Source organism: Aneurinibacillus sp. Ricciae_BoGa-3 (assembly GCF_028421645.1).
In the GTDB taxonomy this organism is placed as follows: domain Bacteria; phylum Bacillota; class Bacilli; order Aneurinibacillales; family Aneurinibacillaceae; genus Aneurinibacillus_B.
The window spans coordinates 1,114,821-1,129,241 of sequence record NZ_CP116887.1; the positions used below are offsets into that span (position 1 = coordinate 1,114,821).

Sequence of the window (14,421 nt, forward strand, 5' to 3'; positions counted from 1 at the left end):
TGTGTCTACTAAAAAGAGGGTGAAAGCGGAGAAAAACCGCCTTCACCCTCTTGCATGTTAGTCTTTAAGTCCCTGGCCCAGACCTTTTAGAAAGCCCATTCCAAAGCGCAGCGCCCGGTTAATATCCGGATCATTCAAAGCTTTCATTAATTCAAACACGCCAACTTTTTTGTTGGTTTCGACATCTTCCTGTGCTTTCTGCAGTCCTGATTTCATGCTGCCAACGATTTTGTTAGTCGACTCAGGATTTAGTTCTGTTAATAGAGCACTTGCTTCCATAAGGTTGTTAATTAAATTCGTAATTGGCTTACGGGAAACCTGGCCGAGCAGGATTCCAGCTACTTTTTCCTTGGCACTCAACAGCGAGTTAGCTGCTTCCAGTATTCCGCTGTCGTTCAATTCCCCGATCAGCTGCATAATCTTGAACAGTGCCTCATCTTTATCTGCCAGCTCATCTCTAAGGTTATCCAGTGCCTGCTCTTTTTTCATTTCTTCTGTGTCAACGTTTTTGCGTACCATCTTAATCGGTTGTGCCATGCTTTATTCCCCCCCAACATCTACTAAAGAAACGTAGTCTGGACGATTCCATTTGCGTTGTACTTCCACGCCGTTTTGCGGATGGCGCTTCTTATAGCGCGGGTTAATCATTGGCAATGGAATTTCCCCTTTGTTTTCCAAGACTTCCATCCGAACTTTCGTTTGCTTGTAGGCGGGAGTATTGGTTACAACGTCAAATCCATTTCCGGTCAGAAGGTTGACGGCATTCTCATGGCTTGCAGAGTGCATTGGTACATATACTGCATTACCTTGAACGCGGTTTGTAATGAGCGCACGTAGTTTAATGGAACCGTATGGAGATAAGAGCCGCACGAGAGCACCATCTTCAACCCCGCGCTCTTTTGCCAATTCCGGAGAAATTTCTACGAAAACCTTCGGTAATTTCTTATTGATTCCCTCGGATTTAGTCGTTAAGTTTCCTTCGTGGAATTGCTCAAGCAGGCGTCCATTGTTTAGCGTTAAATCGAATTCTGCCGGATACTCAACCGGTGGAACATAATCAAACAAGGCAAAACGCGCCTTTTTATCTGGGAAATTAAACCCGTCCAGGAAAAGAACAGGTGTATTTGTTCCGTCTGGTGATCCCCAGTTAAAGCTGTTCCATCCTTCTAACACATCATAGTTACATTGGGAGAAGAATGGAGTTAAGCTCGCCATCTCCGCAAAAATTTCACTTGGATGCGAGAAATTCCAGTCATAGCCGAAACGTTTCGCAACCTGGGAGAAGATCCACCAGTCAGGCTTGCTGTCGGCAAGCGGATCAAGCGCTTGATATAAACGCTGAACACGGCGTTCTGTATTCGTAAAGGTGCCATCCTTTTCAAGGGACGGTGCACCCGGTAAAACAACGTCCGCAAATTGAGCGGTTGTAGACAAGAAGATATCCTGTACAACCAGAAAATCAAGTTTGGCAAGCATCTCCTGGGTATGGTTGGAGTTGGCGTCTACCCATGCCATATCTTCCCCGGCAATGTACATGCCTTTCAATTCACCGCGGTCGATCGCCTCAAGCATTTGAATGTTATCAAGGCCAGGTGTGCCGGAAATCTGTACACCATATGCTTCTTCAAATTTAGACCGAATTTCATCGTTGGAAACGGATTGATAGCCTGGGAAGATATTCGGCATCGTTCCCATGTCGGCAGCCCCTTGCACGTTATTGTGTCCGCGGAGCGGGAACGCACCTGCACCAGGACGAGCCATATTTCCGGTAACAAGAAGCAAGTTAGCGATTGCCGCAGAAGTATGGGAACCTGCGATGTTTTGGGTAACACCCATGCCCCAGCAGATCGCTGTGCCATCAGCATCGCGAATCATTTCAGCGATGTGGATTAACGTTTCCTTCTTAATGCCGGTTTCTTTTTCTGCGAATTCCAGTGTAAACCGTTCAAGCGATTGTACATATTCATCAAAGAAATTTACATGCTGTTCAACAAAGTCCTGGTCATGCCAGCCTTGCTCGATCATGTACTTCGCCACCGCAGCTAACCACACATAGTCGGTTCCTTGTTTTGGACGGATGAACATATCTGCACGTTCTGCCATTTCATGTTTGCGAAGATCGACTGCGATGAGCTTCTGCCCATGTAATTTGTGTGCACGTTTGATGCGGGTGGCAAGCACCGGGTGGCCTTCTGCTGGCGCGCAACCTACTAGAATAACAAGGCCGGCTGCTGCGATATCTTTAATCGTTCCGGAGTCGCCGCCAATTCCACCTGTCTGCTGCAGTCCCCAAGAAGCAGGAGATTGACAGTAGCGTGAACAGTTATCCACATTATTCGTCTCGAATACCTGGCGGGCCATTTTTTGCATCAAATAGTTTTCTTCGTTCGTCATTTTGGAGGAAGAGATAAATCCGAGGGCATTGCTGCCGTATGTCTGTTTGATGTTTCCAAGTTTTTGAGCCACCAGATCAAGCGCTTCATCCCATGTGGACTCAACAAACTCATCACCTTTACGAATCAGCGGAGCCGTAATCCGTTCTTCACTGTTTACGAAATCCCAGCCGAACTTACCTTTTACACATGTAGAGATCGCATTTACCGGAGCATCGGATACGGGTTGAACTTTTAGGATTTTGCGGCCTTTAGTCCAAACTTCAAACGAGCAGCCTACCCCGCAGAAGGTGCAAACCGTTTTCGTCTTCTTCGTGCGCGTATCCCGCATGGCTGCTTCGATTTCAGAAATCGCAAAAATTCCGCTGTAACCCGGTTCAACTTCTTTAACCAGGTCAATCATCGGGTTGAGCAGTTCTTTTTCCATCCCAGACATAAAGCCTGCTTCACCCAGCATGGATTTCTCCATTAAAGCGTTACATGGACAGATCGTTACACACTGTCCGCAGCTTACGCATGAAGAATCATTAATCGCTTTTCCATCATCCCAGATGACACGGGGGCGCTCAGCTTCCCAATCAATTGAGAGTGTCTCGTTAACCTGCAGATTCTGGCAGACCTCCACGCATTGTCCGCATGCGATACACTGATTCGGATCATAACGATAGAAGGGATGGGACATATCGACTTCTTCTGGGCTAACCTTTGGCTCATACGGATATTTCTGGTGCTCAATTTCCATGAGTTCGGCGGTATTATGCAGTTTGCAATTGCCGTTATTGTTGTCACAAACCGTACAATACAGCAGATGATTTTCTAAAAGCCTGTCCATTGCTTCGGTCTGTGCTGCTTTGGCACGATCAGAAGCGAGCTGGATGTTCATGCCATTCTCTATCTTTGTTGAACAGGAACGAACAAGTTTCCCATCGACTTCTACGATGCATGTGTCGCATGTTTGAATCGGGTCCACTTCGGGAACATAACAGATCTGAGGGTGCTCAATCCCGTTCTGGTTGATGGCCTCCAGTATCGTCATCCCCGCTGGCACGTCATATTCTTTGCCGTTCAACGTAATTCTTTGAGTACTGCTCACCTTGCTACTCACCTTTTGCCTCCTTCTGTCCATTAGCCACAACTTAGCTGAGACCAAGCCTTGGCACAGGCGGTGGACGAAAAAAAACTCCACTACAAGAAGCCCTATCCTGCTAAGATAGAGTTGCTCATAGTGGAGTAGCCTGTTAGCAATATTATTACTAATGAACCAATCCGCTATATACACGACTTAACTTCGATAAAATAATAACAAGGAACTATCATTATTTCATCGTATCTACGGTGTTTATTATAATATTAGTCATTAAAATAGACAAGGTAATTGTCGCTCACCCGGCAGTTTCCTTGTTGTTTTTGTTTGTTTAGAGTATGATAAACAGCGTTATCGTACAAGGAGGATTACAGTGGTAAAAAAAGAGGCACAGTTCAATGATATTATTCGAAAAGTCCGCAAAGAGCTTTTTGGAAAGGGACCTGAGCGGATTCAGACCAACTTTGTAGGAAATATGGCCATTACCATGCTTTCTGGTAATTTAACACCAACTGAGAAGTTTATCACCCGTACGCCGGAAGGTAAGGAAATGGTTCATACAGCCCGGACGCGAATGGTACAGCAGGTTTATGAAAAAGCAATTCCCGAAGGCCTTGAAGAATTAGTAGGTTCCAAACTTATACATTTATTCAACGACATTAAAGTTGATGAAGATATTGCAATATCTGTTTTTGTATTTCAAGATAAGATTGTATAGGGGGATTGGATTTATGAAAAATCCTGTAGATACAACCAGCAACATTATCCGCTACGAGGGTGGTACAGCTAAGGCGATTCAAGATACCATCGTTACAGAATACCCGGTCACCATTCAGCTCGACGGAGAAGAATTCGCCACTATGGTATGTACACCTGAAAATATAGAAGATATGGTAATCGGTTTTTTAGCTTCAGAAGGGGTAATAAGGGAGTATTCAGATATAAAGGAGATCTGGGTGCAGGAAGACGGATTTGTGAACGTTGAAACAAAAAAAGCAAACAAACTATCCCAAAAATTTCACAGCAAGCGCTATATTACTTCCTGCTGCGGGAAGAGCCGGCAGGGATTTTACTTTTATAACGATGCCAGAACAGCAAAGAAAATAACAGAGGTAGGTATCCGCCTCCCGATTGAAAGCTGTTTTCGACTGATGATAGATATGCAGACGGAAGCCACCACCTTTCATGCTACCGGTGGTGTGCATAATGCGGCGCTGTGTGACGAGAAAGGAATCATCCTTTCAAGAATGGATATTGGGCGGCATAACGCCCTGGATAAAATATACGGATATTGCCTCAAAAACAACATATCCATTAATGGTAAAGTGATTGCATTCAGCGGCAGGATTTCCTCGGAAATTCTGTTGAAGGTAGCTAAGATCGGCTGTGAAATTGTGCTTTCCAAATCAGCGCCAACAGAGTTAGCCCTCCAGCTTGCAAACGATTTAGGCATAACAGCGGTAGGTTTTATTCGAAATTCGTCCTGCAATATTTACACGCATCCTGAGCGGATTGTAACATAGGCGAACCGTTTTTATTAAACATTGGAAGGTGTTAATGTGGAAACAACATCAAGAATCGTTGACCAAAGAAATCGGCCTCTCCGGGATTTACGCATATCCGTCACAGATCGCTGTAACTTTCGCTGCCGCTATTGTATGCCCGCTGACATTTTTGGACCTGATTACGAATTTCTTCCACGCAAGGATATTTTATCGTTAGAGGAGCTCGAGAGGCTGGTTCACATTTTCGTCGGATTAGGTGTCAAAAAGCTTCGTATCACGGGCGGGGAACCGCTGCTCCGAAAGAATTTGTCCTACTTAATTCAGTCTGTTAGCCAAATCGATGGGCTCGAAGACATTGCCCTCACCACGAATGGGGTGCTGCTGCCTAAGTTTGCGCAGGATTTAAAAGCGGCAGGGTTGAAACGGGTGAATGTTAGTCTCGATTCGCTAAATGATGAACGTTTTCAATATTTAAATGGCGGAAAAAGTAAAGTCCAGCCTGTGTTAGATGGCATTGAAGCGGCTGCGCAGGCAGGCCTGAAGGTTAAGATTAATATGGTGGTGCAAAAAGGCATAAACGAGCAGGATGTGCTGCCAATGGCTCGCTATTTTAAAGAGCATAAGCACATCCTCCGGTTTATTGAATTTATGGACGTGGGCAATCACAACGGTTGGAACATGAACCGGGTTTTTTCTAAGAAAGCGATCATCGAACAAATAAACAGGGAAATGCCTCTCGAACCGATTCCGGGGAACTATACAGGTGAAGTGGCTTCCCGTTATCGATATGTGGGAAGCGAAGAAGAAATCGGGATCATTTCTTCCGTGACCGATGCTTTTTGCGGGACATGCAACCGGGCCCGCATTTCAGCCGAAGGGAAAATGTATACGTGCCTGTTTGCTTCTGAAGGACACGATTTACGGTCGTTTCTTCGCTCAGACAAAACGAACGAGGAATTGGCCCGGATCATCGGTCAGTTATGGGGAAACAGGGAGGACCATTACTCGGAAGAAAGGTCCCACACAACCCGCTCGCTGCCCAAGGTTGAGATGTCCCATATTGGGGGTTAGTAAAGGAATTCGTACAAGATAGGGGGATTGGGCAGTACATGGAAAACAAACGGGCACTATTGCTATTGGCTGCTGTTATGTTTCTTGTTATGGTTGGATTCGGCGTTATTATCCCTGTTCTGCCTTTCTTTGCTAAACAGATAGGTGCCACACCTGCTCAGCTGGGGTGGTTAATGGCGGTGTACTCCTTGATGCAGCTGCTGTTTGCCCCAATGTGGGGGAGAATTTCCGATCGCATTGGCCGCAAGCCAGTGATGCTGATTGGGATAGCCGGGCTCGCCATTTCCTTCTTCTTATTCGCCATCTCCAGCCAGCTCTGGATGCTGTTTGCGGCCCGCATTTTAGGCGGATTCCTGTCCTCGGCTAATATGCCGACAACGATGGCCTATGTAGCCGATGTGACAACCCCTGAGAGTAGAGGTAAAGGGATGGGGAAAATCGGTGCTTCAATTGGTTTAGGGTTTATATTTGGGCCGGCCATTGGGGGCATTTTTGCAGAGCATCACTTACAGACGCCATTTTTTATAACGAGCGGGCTCGCTGTCATCACTTTCTTCTTTGTCTTATTTGCTGTCAGAGAATCGCTGCCGGCTGAGAAAAGAGCGAATCGGCAGGAACATAGGGAGTCACGGTGGGCAGCCTTTCAGGGTTCAATGGCGTTCCTTTATATCCTATCATTTTTTGTATCGTTCTCATTGTCTGGACTTGAAGCCACATTTGCTTATTTCGCTGCAGCCCGTGCTGGAATAGGGGCAAAGCAGATCGGATACATTTTTATGATTATGGGGCTTGCGGGTGCCATTGTCCAGGGCGGTTTAATCGGCAGGCTCATTAAAAAATTTGGGGAGGGAGCGGTTATACAAGGCGGCTTATTCGTATCTGCCATTGGCTTTCTCTTGATCTTGCTTACCCACAGTTTTTCCAGCGCGGCCCTCTACCTGACCATTTTTGGTCTTGGCAATGGGGTAATTCGCCCAAGTGTATCTGCCCTCATCAGTAAGCATACAACAGTCGGGCAGGGAACGGCGTCCGGGCTGATGTCCTCCTTTGACTCTTTGGGAAGAATAGCCGGCCCGCCACTGGGCGGAATATTGTACGCCTGGCAGATCGGATACCCCTATATTTCAGGAGCGATTCTCTCCCTTATCGCTTTCTTGGTCTATTGGATATACGCAAACCGTACAAAGCAGGAGACGAGTCAAACTGTGTAAACGCTTATTCATCTTGTTTTAATGAGATTGTACTAGAATAAAGATTGAATTTACAATCGAGAAAGAGGAGAAGCATCGTGAAAAAAACCGTCGTGTATTCAGTGCTAGCAACAATATGCATGGCCGGAACCTTAACTGCTTGTTCATCTCAAAGCACGTCAGCCGGAAACAATTCGTCAACAACCAGTAATCCATCAGCAAGTAACCAGTCAGCTGCAGGTAATCAGGCAGCAGCAACTAATCAAGGAGCTGCTAATAATCAAGCAGCGGCAGCTCAGAAGGTTGTTGTGTCCAAGGGTTTCCCGGTAATTTTAGAGGAAATTAAAGGCGGCAAGCTATCGGATGAGAAGGAATCGATTAAAGCAGGTTCCGGTATTCATTTCATGTTACTTAATAAAGATAAGTCCACTTATACTTTTATCAATAAAGAATTACGTATCAATAATACCATTCAGCCGGGACAGACAGTAAGCTTTGAGTGGATTTCCCCTAAAAAACCGGGCAAGTATGAAGTTCAACTAAGCGAAAAAGGGCAAAAAACGAGCTCAAGCCTTGCACTTACATTAAAATAGCAATCCATTTAACCGCTTTGTTTTAGCTCAAAAATTTGATCGGCACTTTCTGGCACTTCTCAGAGGGTGCTTTTTTGTTATGTTCACTTGCAATCCACAAATGTATTGTTAGTTTGCTTTTGTACTTGATATAATCGACTGTAAATATTGGAAATTAGAAAAGGGAGGAAATGTGTGTACTGTAACGGGATATGAAAACATATTTACACGGGCTTTTGATTTAGTAGAGTACGGAAAATTCATTCAGCACGCATTCTTGAGAGCTAATGAACGCAAATATGAATCGGCTCACTTTGATATGCCATTTCGTTTTGGCCAAATGTTTGTTACGAATTATGGCAGCTATGAAGACGAGAAAAACAAGTGCATCGCTTTTTTAGCTGTCTCTTTCAATAAAACAGCAACAGGCTGTGTGACAAGGGAAATCGAGCGAGCTTCATTGCACAGCTACATGCGCAAGTGTGGCTATGATGCAGCGATAATAGCATTTTATAAGCTGGAAGAGAAACGCTGGAGATTTTCACTTGTCCGCTTTGCATTAACGTACGATAAGACAGAGCGGATAAAACGGGACTCCTTTATAGGAGGGGAAGCCGCATCCCACCTGGTGATAAAGAAACAACTGCTCTCCATTCGGGAGGGTGGTGAGTCTATTTTGTCGCTGGATAAGCTGGAGAAAGCATTTACCGCAAACACGATTATCAAAGATTACATGGCAAGCGGTGTGGGGACACCAGACAACTTCAACTTTACTATGTATGAGGAAGAACCGTGCGACAAAGAAGCTGCCGTCACGCCTGGGATGCTTGGGGCTGTGTTTGAGAAACACATGGATACCGCCCTTAGAAAGAGCCGGGGAACGTTTTATACTTCGTGTGAGATTGTGCAGTATATGTGCAGGGAAAGTGTTGTGCACTATCTTGCTGCACAGACCGGACTGGGCAGCAAGCAAATCCGGGCCTTTATATGTTGTGATTATCCGTCATTTGATGCTGTACCCGTAGAAGTTGAACACAAAATAGAAGAATTGCACAATGCGTTAAAGCGGCTAAAAGTGCTGGATCCGGCTGCCGGTTCAGGAGCCTATATTATTGGAATGTTAGACGAAATCGTAAAGGCGCGGCTCCATATTTCCTACCTTTCTCATCTCAATATCGAGGTGGTCAGACGTCAAAGTGATGAATGGTATCTCGAATTTCTTCAGGATGCTTTATGCGCGGTAGTAGGAGTCGATATCGAACAGCAAGCGTTGGAGATTGTAGTACGGCGGGTGCGTTCTTTTTGCCGAACACTGATTCATGATGCAGCCGCGATAGACGTTGGGGAGCTAGCGGTCCGGTTGATATGCGGTGATGGCTTGCTTGATGAAATAGAAGGAGAGTTTGATATCGTCATCGGCAATCCCCCTTATGGCATTGTATACGATACAACGATTAAGAAAGAATACGAGAGCCTGTATCCTTCTTTTAAAAGAAATCATGACTTGTACACAGCTTTCTATGAACGGGCAATTAGACTCTTAAAAAACAACGGAACGTTGCATTACATTACGCCGAATACTTTTTTGAACGGTGATTATTTTAAGCCGCTGCGCACATATATTACGTCCAGCTGCCGTGTTCTGCAACTCATCAATTTTAACGATCATCAGGTGTTTGATGATCCGACTGTATTTGTATCTATTCTATTAGCCAGAAAAGAGGAAAACATAGAACGGGGAGAGGCATACCTGTATAACCATTATAGTTTTATGGGGAAGGAAAAAGGATTCTCCTTTTCCAGGCAAACAGCCGTTTATTCCTCCGATAAACCACTGCGGCCGGGCAGTTCTATCATGGAAAGCATCATAAACAAGCCGTTGGTTGTGCCGCTAGAATCGATGTTTTATGTGAAGGACGTCGGTTTCAATTACTGGACAAAAGGAAAGGGGAAGAAGCGGCAGGGTTCGATCGGCAGCCGGATATTCTACCAGGGAGACAGAAAAGATGAGCGGGATATCCCTTATCTTAAAGGACGCAATGTGAGCCGGTATGCGATTGCAACGCCCCAGCAGTATATGAGGCATAACTATGAAACGTTTTTGGATAAAGCCACTGACACGTTTCGCTACTCTGAAGCACTTCTAACCGCCTCGCCAAAAATCGTCTACCGACAGACTTCTGATCGCATTGTGGCAGCAATCGATTATAGCCGACATTATGTGGATAAGACCGTCCATATTATATTGCCTAAGCAAACCTCTTGGTCTATGGATCCGCAATATTTGCTGGCCTTGTTGAATTCCCAGTTGTTTTTTTACATCTACCGTGAAATATCGCAGGAACGTTACGGCAGAGCCTTTACACAGGTGAAAACCGTGTATATAAAACAGCTGCCATTGAAAATAGCCGACAAGGATGAGCAGCAGGTATTTATCCAACTGGTGGAGCAAATTCGCAGTCTCACGGAGAAGGCTGTTACAGGGGATAAGCAAGCTACTGAGCAGATTGAGGAATTACAGCGGAAGCTCGATGGGCTCATTTACCGGTTATATGGACTATCCGAAAGTGAGATCGAGAAGGTGGAGGCTTTGTAAAGCATAATAGGAAAGAAAAAAGCAGCCTGCGTAAACCAGCATTTTGGTTCACAGGCTGCCTTTTTTTAAACTTAGAAAATACGTTTGCCATACACAAATTTATTTTTCCAATAAAGATCGTTGAGTGAAAACGTGCGCACACCCTTCGTCGTTCTGGCTGTTACATTTCCTTTGCCTGTATAAATGCCAACAAAAGTTGGGGTTTTACCGCTGCCTGTTAAATGAAAAAAGACAAGATCACCCGGAACAAGTGCAGTTTTGTCTTTCACGGTTACGCCTGTCTGGCTCTGTTGATAGATTGTTTTAGCGAGTGTGATGCCGGTCGTTTTCTGGTAGACAGATAACACAAAGGCAGAAGCGTCAAGCGGAGTTGTTTTTACCGCTTTAGCCGCATTTACAATTTGGCCCTTTTTAGAGGCGGTAAAAGCTGCAGCATCGTGTGGATGATCCTTAGCGACTTTCGCGGTCCATTCTTTAGCAGTTAGGGCATAGGCATTGGTGCCTGTGGCTGCCACTGTAATAACCGCGGCAACGGCTGTTGCTTTGACCAGTTTAGAAACATTCATCTTTCATTTCACCTGATTTCATATAATTCATGCCAACCGCATCATACATTTGATTCTGGATAATGCAATGAACATATCCTACCACAAATTTACCAGTTAAAAAATATTTTTTTTCCAACAAATAGTGTACAATTTTTATGTAGCAGAATTAGTGGAAGGGGATGTTAATATTGACGCTTTCAGGTAAAGTTGCGATCGCATTCTTTGCCAGCGACGAAAGCCGCTTTATGACCGGAGCATACGCCACGGTTAACGGCGGATCGGCAATGGATTAATTCAACGATAGAGAATAGAGGAGAGAAATCTTGAAACCGTTTGGAAGTCGTTTTGTATTCGTATCGTTTTTATTTCTTGTTTTGTTGCTGCAAAATGTGGCCATGCCGCAAGTTCAAGCAAGCGGCGAGAAGCCTGTCATGTATGAGGAAGCATATATTACGGGCAGCACCCCGTTTTACCTTTTGCCTGCCTCACCATTGGGCAAACCAACACCGTCGGGTAAACCAACACCATCAGGTAAAGTAGCACCGTCTGCTAAAGAAGCAGGTTATCTACAATCCCAAATTAAGCCTTACGCTGTCTGGCAAAGACAGGGTGATTGGCTGGCGTTGCAGGTAAAGGGCAAGCTGGTCTGGATAAACAGCCATGCCTCTACCGTTTACATTCGCACTTTGGAAGAAAAAACGGGTGAGGATAGGGTGATAAACGCAGTCAATATGTTTCTTCACCATCCTGCGACTGTTTACAAGGATGCCAATCCATTAAGCGGAAGCCTGATGGATATTGATCCGCAGCGGATCACGGTCTTAAAAAGAAATAAAGAATGGTACCAGATCCGGACGGATTATGGGCCGGGATGGATTTACGATGGCGCAGGATACATAACATCAGCGCTTGGCGTGCAGAAAATTAAAATCGTAAAGCCGGTATCTTTGTACCGGTACTGTGATTTGATATGGCCTGCTGCCGGGAAGCTGACTGAGATACCGCTTGAAACAGTGGCTTATGCCAGCACGGACAGCTGGTACAAAATCTGGTATCAGGGTGATTTTTACTGGCTGTATGCCGAGAATGGAGAAGTGCAACCGGACCCGGCGGTATTTACGGATCGGAAAACGCCGGAAAATGGCTTCGTCGGAAACGCCACCTTTATGACAGCGCCCGCAAGCACACTGCAAAGCAACCTGTTCCATCGGATGGTCACCAACATGGGTGATAAACGGGAATTGCTATTTGAGACATTTATTGTAAGGCCTGCAGGAAAAGAAGAGCGAGGATTCACGTTTGACACCTACGATGCGGCGAATCCGGATGCCCAGTTAAATTTGCATAAATATGCCGCAGACATTTTTGCATCTGGTGACCAAATAGACCAGCTGGAGAGAGCGGCGCTTAAGGTGCGCGCTTATACAGGCAACGCCAACTACAAGGCAAACATTATTGTGGGGCTGCCAAATCCCACCGGAGTCGACACAAACAGCAAGCTTCGCATGGAAACGGCCTTTATTAACGATGTGCTGAGCAACTGGAAACAATTCCATCCTAGCGCACTGGATTTTAAAGGATTCTACTGGGTAAATGAGCTGGTACCTGACAGCGATCGCCAGTTCGTTCAATCGGTTGCTAACATTATTCACGATCAGGGAAACAAATTTTACTGGGCACCTTATTACCAGGCTGCTAATGCTGAATCATGGAAAACGATGGGATTTGATTTTTCCTGGCTTCAGCCTAATCAATACTTTAATGCTGACAAGCATCCGGGTGAGGATATGCTGGGTGACACGTATAATCTATCCCGGCAGACTGGGGCTGGAACCATGCTTGAGTGGAATTGGTCCTTCCTTGATAAGCCGGAAAACATTCAGCTGCTAAATGAGTATTTGGATCGTGGAAACATCATGGGGGCAAACCGGGTAAGTATGCTTGTCTATGACGGGGAAGGGGCGATCGATGCCTTTTTCAGCAGCACAAACAAGTCACTGGACAACATCAGGCAGAAGTTTTTTGCCTATCTGCTCTACCCGCCAGCAAATACAGACTAGGGTGAACCATCTTTCCCCAAGCAATCAAGAAATAGAGAAGCATATTCACATAGGTATACGAAAAAACATCCCACTTTTATCAAAAAAAGTGGGATGTTGTGATCTTTTTAAAGAACTTGATGATGAAAAGAGGATAACGGAGTAACATTTTCCCGCTTATTGTTTTTTCTCAATTACCGTATTGTTGACCTCGATCGTCCCATCTGAGTTGCAGGATAGATCACCTAATATATCGTTTCCTTTCGTAACAAGCAGCATGAAATTCCACGATTTAGATGCTGGGAACTCAAGATAACCAGGAGCCGACCCCCCGCCCTGTCCTGGAATGTCGCCTTCATACCACTGGTCAGTTATTACGTGATACTGGATTTTGGTTCCTTCTGAAAGAGGTGGCAAATAGATTCTTAATCTACCATTGTAAATGGCAGATTTCTTTGCCAGAGAATAGAGCGTTTGAACCCAGTAGCCATATGTATCTTCGAAAATGCCAGCTTTAGAGTCTATCGGATAAAATTGTTTAGCGGCTATGATATTTCTCTGGATGTCCTCCTCGCTGGTTTTCTCATACTGAGAAAGCGATGCGTTTAGATCTTGCGTTTGCGGGCAAATCTGCATTAGCAGATCAAGTTTTTGGTCATCCATTTTTTTTAACAGCTGGATCGCTTCGGCACGTGAAATCGGCCCTTCACTATCAAATCCTTTGATAGTTTCCTCTTTCTTGCCTTTCGATATATTATTGTCATAAAGAAAGGCAATAGCGTTGTTTGTGTTGTAGTTTTTACCTGCGGTCGCCGCGAGCAGCCGGGCAACCTGTCCCCGTGTTACAGGTTTGCCTCGATCCTGCTGGCTCATCCCTCCTATAACCGGCAGATTGTACTTGGAAGCGACTTTATACAATACATCTGAGCGGGACGGGCTCGCTTCTTGTACTGGCGTGGTATCTAACTCAGCCTTCGTATTTGGAAACAATCGAATCAGCATATCAAGAAACTCTTCTTCCGTGACATTGTTACCTGGTCTAAATGTATGGTCAGGATATCCGGACGCGATTTGTTTTTCCAGGGCCCACTGAATGGTGTTGTTTTTCCATGCCCAATGATTGGCCGGCACATCCGTGAAACCCAATGTGTCAGCATACACAGCGCTGCCAGGCTGCAGCAGTATTCCCGCCGCCAGCGCAATTGGTGTTACACTTTTCTTTAAACGCAAACTATTAAGTGGCATCCAATTGTCCTCCCCTTTCTCTCTTAAAAATTCACTCCATAACAGCCGCATGTTTTCTTACCTATTATACATCCGCAGAAGCTGAGGCAAAACCGGATTGTTACCGGTTTTAAAAAAGGAACAAAAGGCAGGATGCAGTTATGGTCAAAAAAATACTTTTTTAGGCGTGGATTTTACC

Annotated in this window: 11 protein-coding genes; 7 read left to right on the forward strand and 4 right to left on the reverse strand. The window is 45.2% G+C overall.

Translation table 11 applies throughout. The annotated features are described in order from the left end of the window. Nucleotides 1-57 precede the first annotated feature (57 nt). Both PP175_RS05860 and fdhF read right to left on the reverse strand, forming a co-directional pair. The gene (locus tag PP175_RS05860) at nt 58-537 is read right to left on the reverse strand and encodes a helical membrane plugin domain-containing protein (RefSeq protein WP_272441864.1); all 480 of its coding nucleotides are present in this window, start codon (nt 535-537) and stop codon (nt 58-60) included. 3 nt (nt 538-540) lie between these two features. Continuing rightward, on the reverse strand, nt 541-3,498 hold the full coding sequence (gene fdhF, locus PP175_RS05865) for a formate dehydrogenase subunit alpha (RefSeq protein ID WP_442870424.1): 2,958 nt from the start codon (nt 3,496-3,498) through the stop codon (nt 541-543). A gap of 352 nt (nt 3,499-3,850) precedes the next feature. On the opposite strand from fdhF, the gene PP175_RS05870 reads away from it, so the two are divergent. From PP175_RS05870 to PP175_RS05895, 6 genes are all read left to right on the forward strand, one after another. Then, entirely contained in the window at nt 3,851-4,195 is a 345-nt protein-coding gene (locus PP175_RS05870) for a Na-translocating system protein MpsC family protein (protein ID WP_272441866.1), read from the forward strand. 13 nt (nt 4,196-4,208) lie between these two features. Continuing rightward, on the forward strand, nt 4,209-5,000 hold the full coding sequence (gene fdhD, locus PP175_RS05875; protein WP_272441867.1) for a formate dehydrogenase accessory sulfurtransferase FdhD: 792 nt from the start codon (nt 4,209-4,211) through the stop codon (nt 4,998-5,000). 36 nt (nt 5,001-5,036) lie between these two features. Beyond that, nucleotides 5,037-6,053, forward strand: a complete 1,017-nt coding sequence (gene moaA / locus PP175_RS05880; RefSeq protein WP_272441868.1) for a GTP 3',8-cyclase MoaA — start codon at nt 5,037-5,039, stop codon at nt 6,051-6,053. Between the two features lie 26 nt (nt 6,054-6,079). Next, a complete protein-coding gene (locus PP175_RS05885; protein ID WP_334314205.1) occupies nt 6,080-7,264 on the forward strand; it encodes an MFS transporter in 1,185 nt (394 codons plus the stop codon). A 77-nt stretch (nt 7,265-7,341) separates the two neighbouring features. Then, nucleotides 7,342-7,836, forward strand: coding sequence for a cupredoxin domain-containing protein (locus tag PP175_RS05890; RefSeq protein WP_272441870.1), 495 nt, complete (start codon nt 7,342-7,344; stop codon nt 7,834-7,836). 172 nt (nt 7,837-8,008) lie between these two features. Next, nucleotides 8,009-10,411: an Eco57I restriction-modification methylase domain-containing protein gene (locus PP175_RS05895; protein ID WP_272441871.1), complete on the forward strand. Its 2,403-nt coding sequence runs from the start codon at nt 8,009-8,011 to the stop codon at nt 10,409-10,411. A 71-nt stretch (nt 10,412-10,482) separates the two neighbouring features. Here the strand turns inward: PP175_RS05895 and PP175_RS05900 are convergent, their stop codons facing one another. Beyond that, entirely contained in the window at nt 10,483-10,977 is a 495-nt protein-coding gene (locus PP175_RS05900) for an NlpC/P60 family protein (RefSeq protein ID WP_272441872.1), read from the reverse strand. Nucleotides 10,978-11,282: 305 nt separating this feature from the next. Here PP175_RS05900 and PP175_RS05905 point away from each other — a divergent pair, with 305 nt between their 5' ends. Next, nucleotides 11,283-13,019, forward strand: a complete 1,737-nt coding sequence (locus PP175_RS05905; protein ID WP_272441873.1) for a DUF4855 domain-containing protein — start codon at nt 11,283-11,285, stop codon at nt 13,017-13,019. A 156-nt stretch (nt 13,020-13,175) separates the two neighbouring features. Here the strand turns inward: PP175_RS05905 and PP175_RS05910 are convergent, their stop codons facing one another. After that, entirely contained in the window at nt 13,176-14,243 is a 1,068-nt protein-coding gene (locus PP175_RS05910) for an S-layer homology domain-containing protein (RefSeq protein ID WP_272441874.1), read from the reverse strand. Nucleotides 14,244-14,421 lie beyond the last annotated feature (178 nt).

Coding starts and splice junctions, on each gene's coding strand:
- PP175_RS05860 (WP_272441864.1), bottom strand. CDS start 537: ATGGCACAACCGATTAAGATGGTACGCAAAAACGTTGACACAGAAGAA.
- fdhD (WP_272441867.1), top strand. CDS start 4,209: ATGAAAAATCCTGTAGATACAACCAGCAACATTATCCGCTACGAGGGT.
- PP175_RS05900 (WP_272441872.1), bottom strand. CDS start 10,977: ATGAATGTTTCTAAACTGGTCAAAGCAACAGCCGTTGCCGCGGTTATT.
- PP175_RS05910 (WP_272441874.1), bottom strand. CDS start 14,243: ATGCCACTTAATAGTTTGCGTTTAAAGAAAAGTGTAACACCAATTGCG.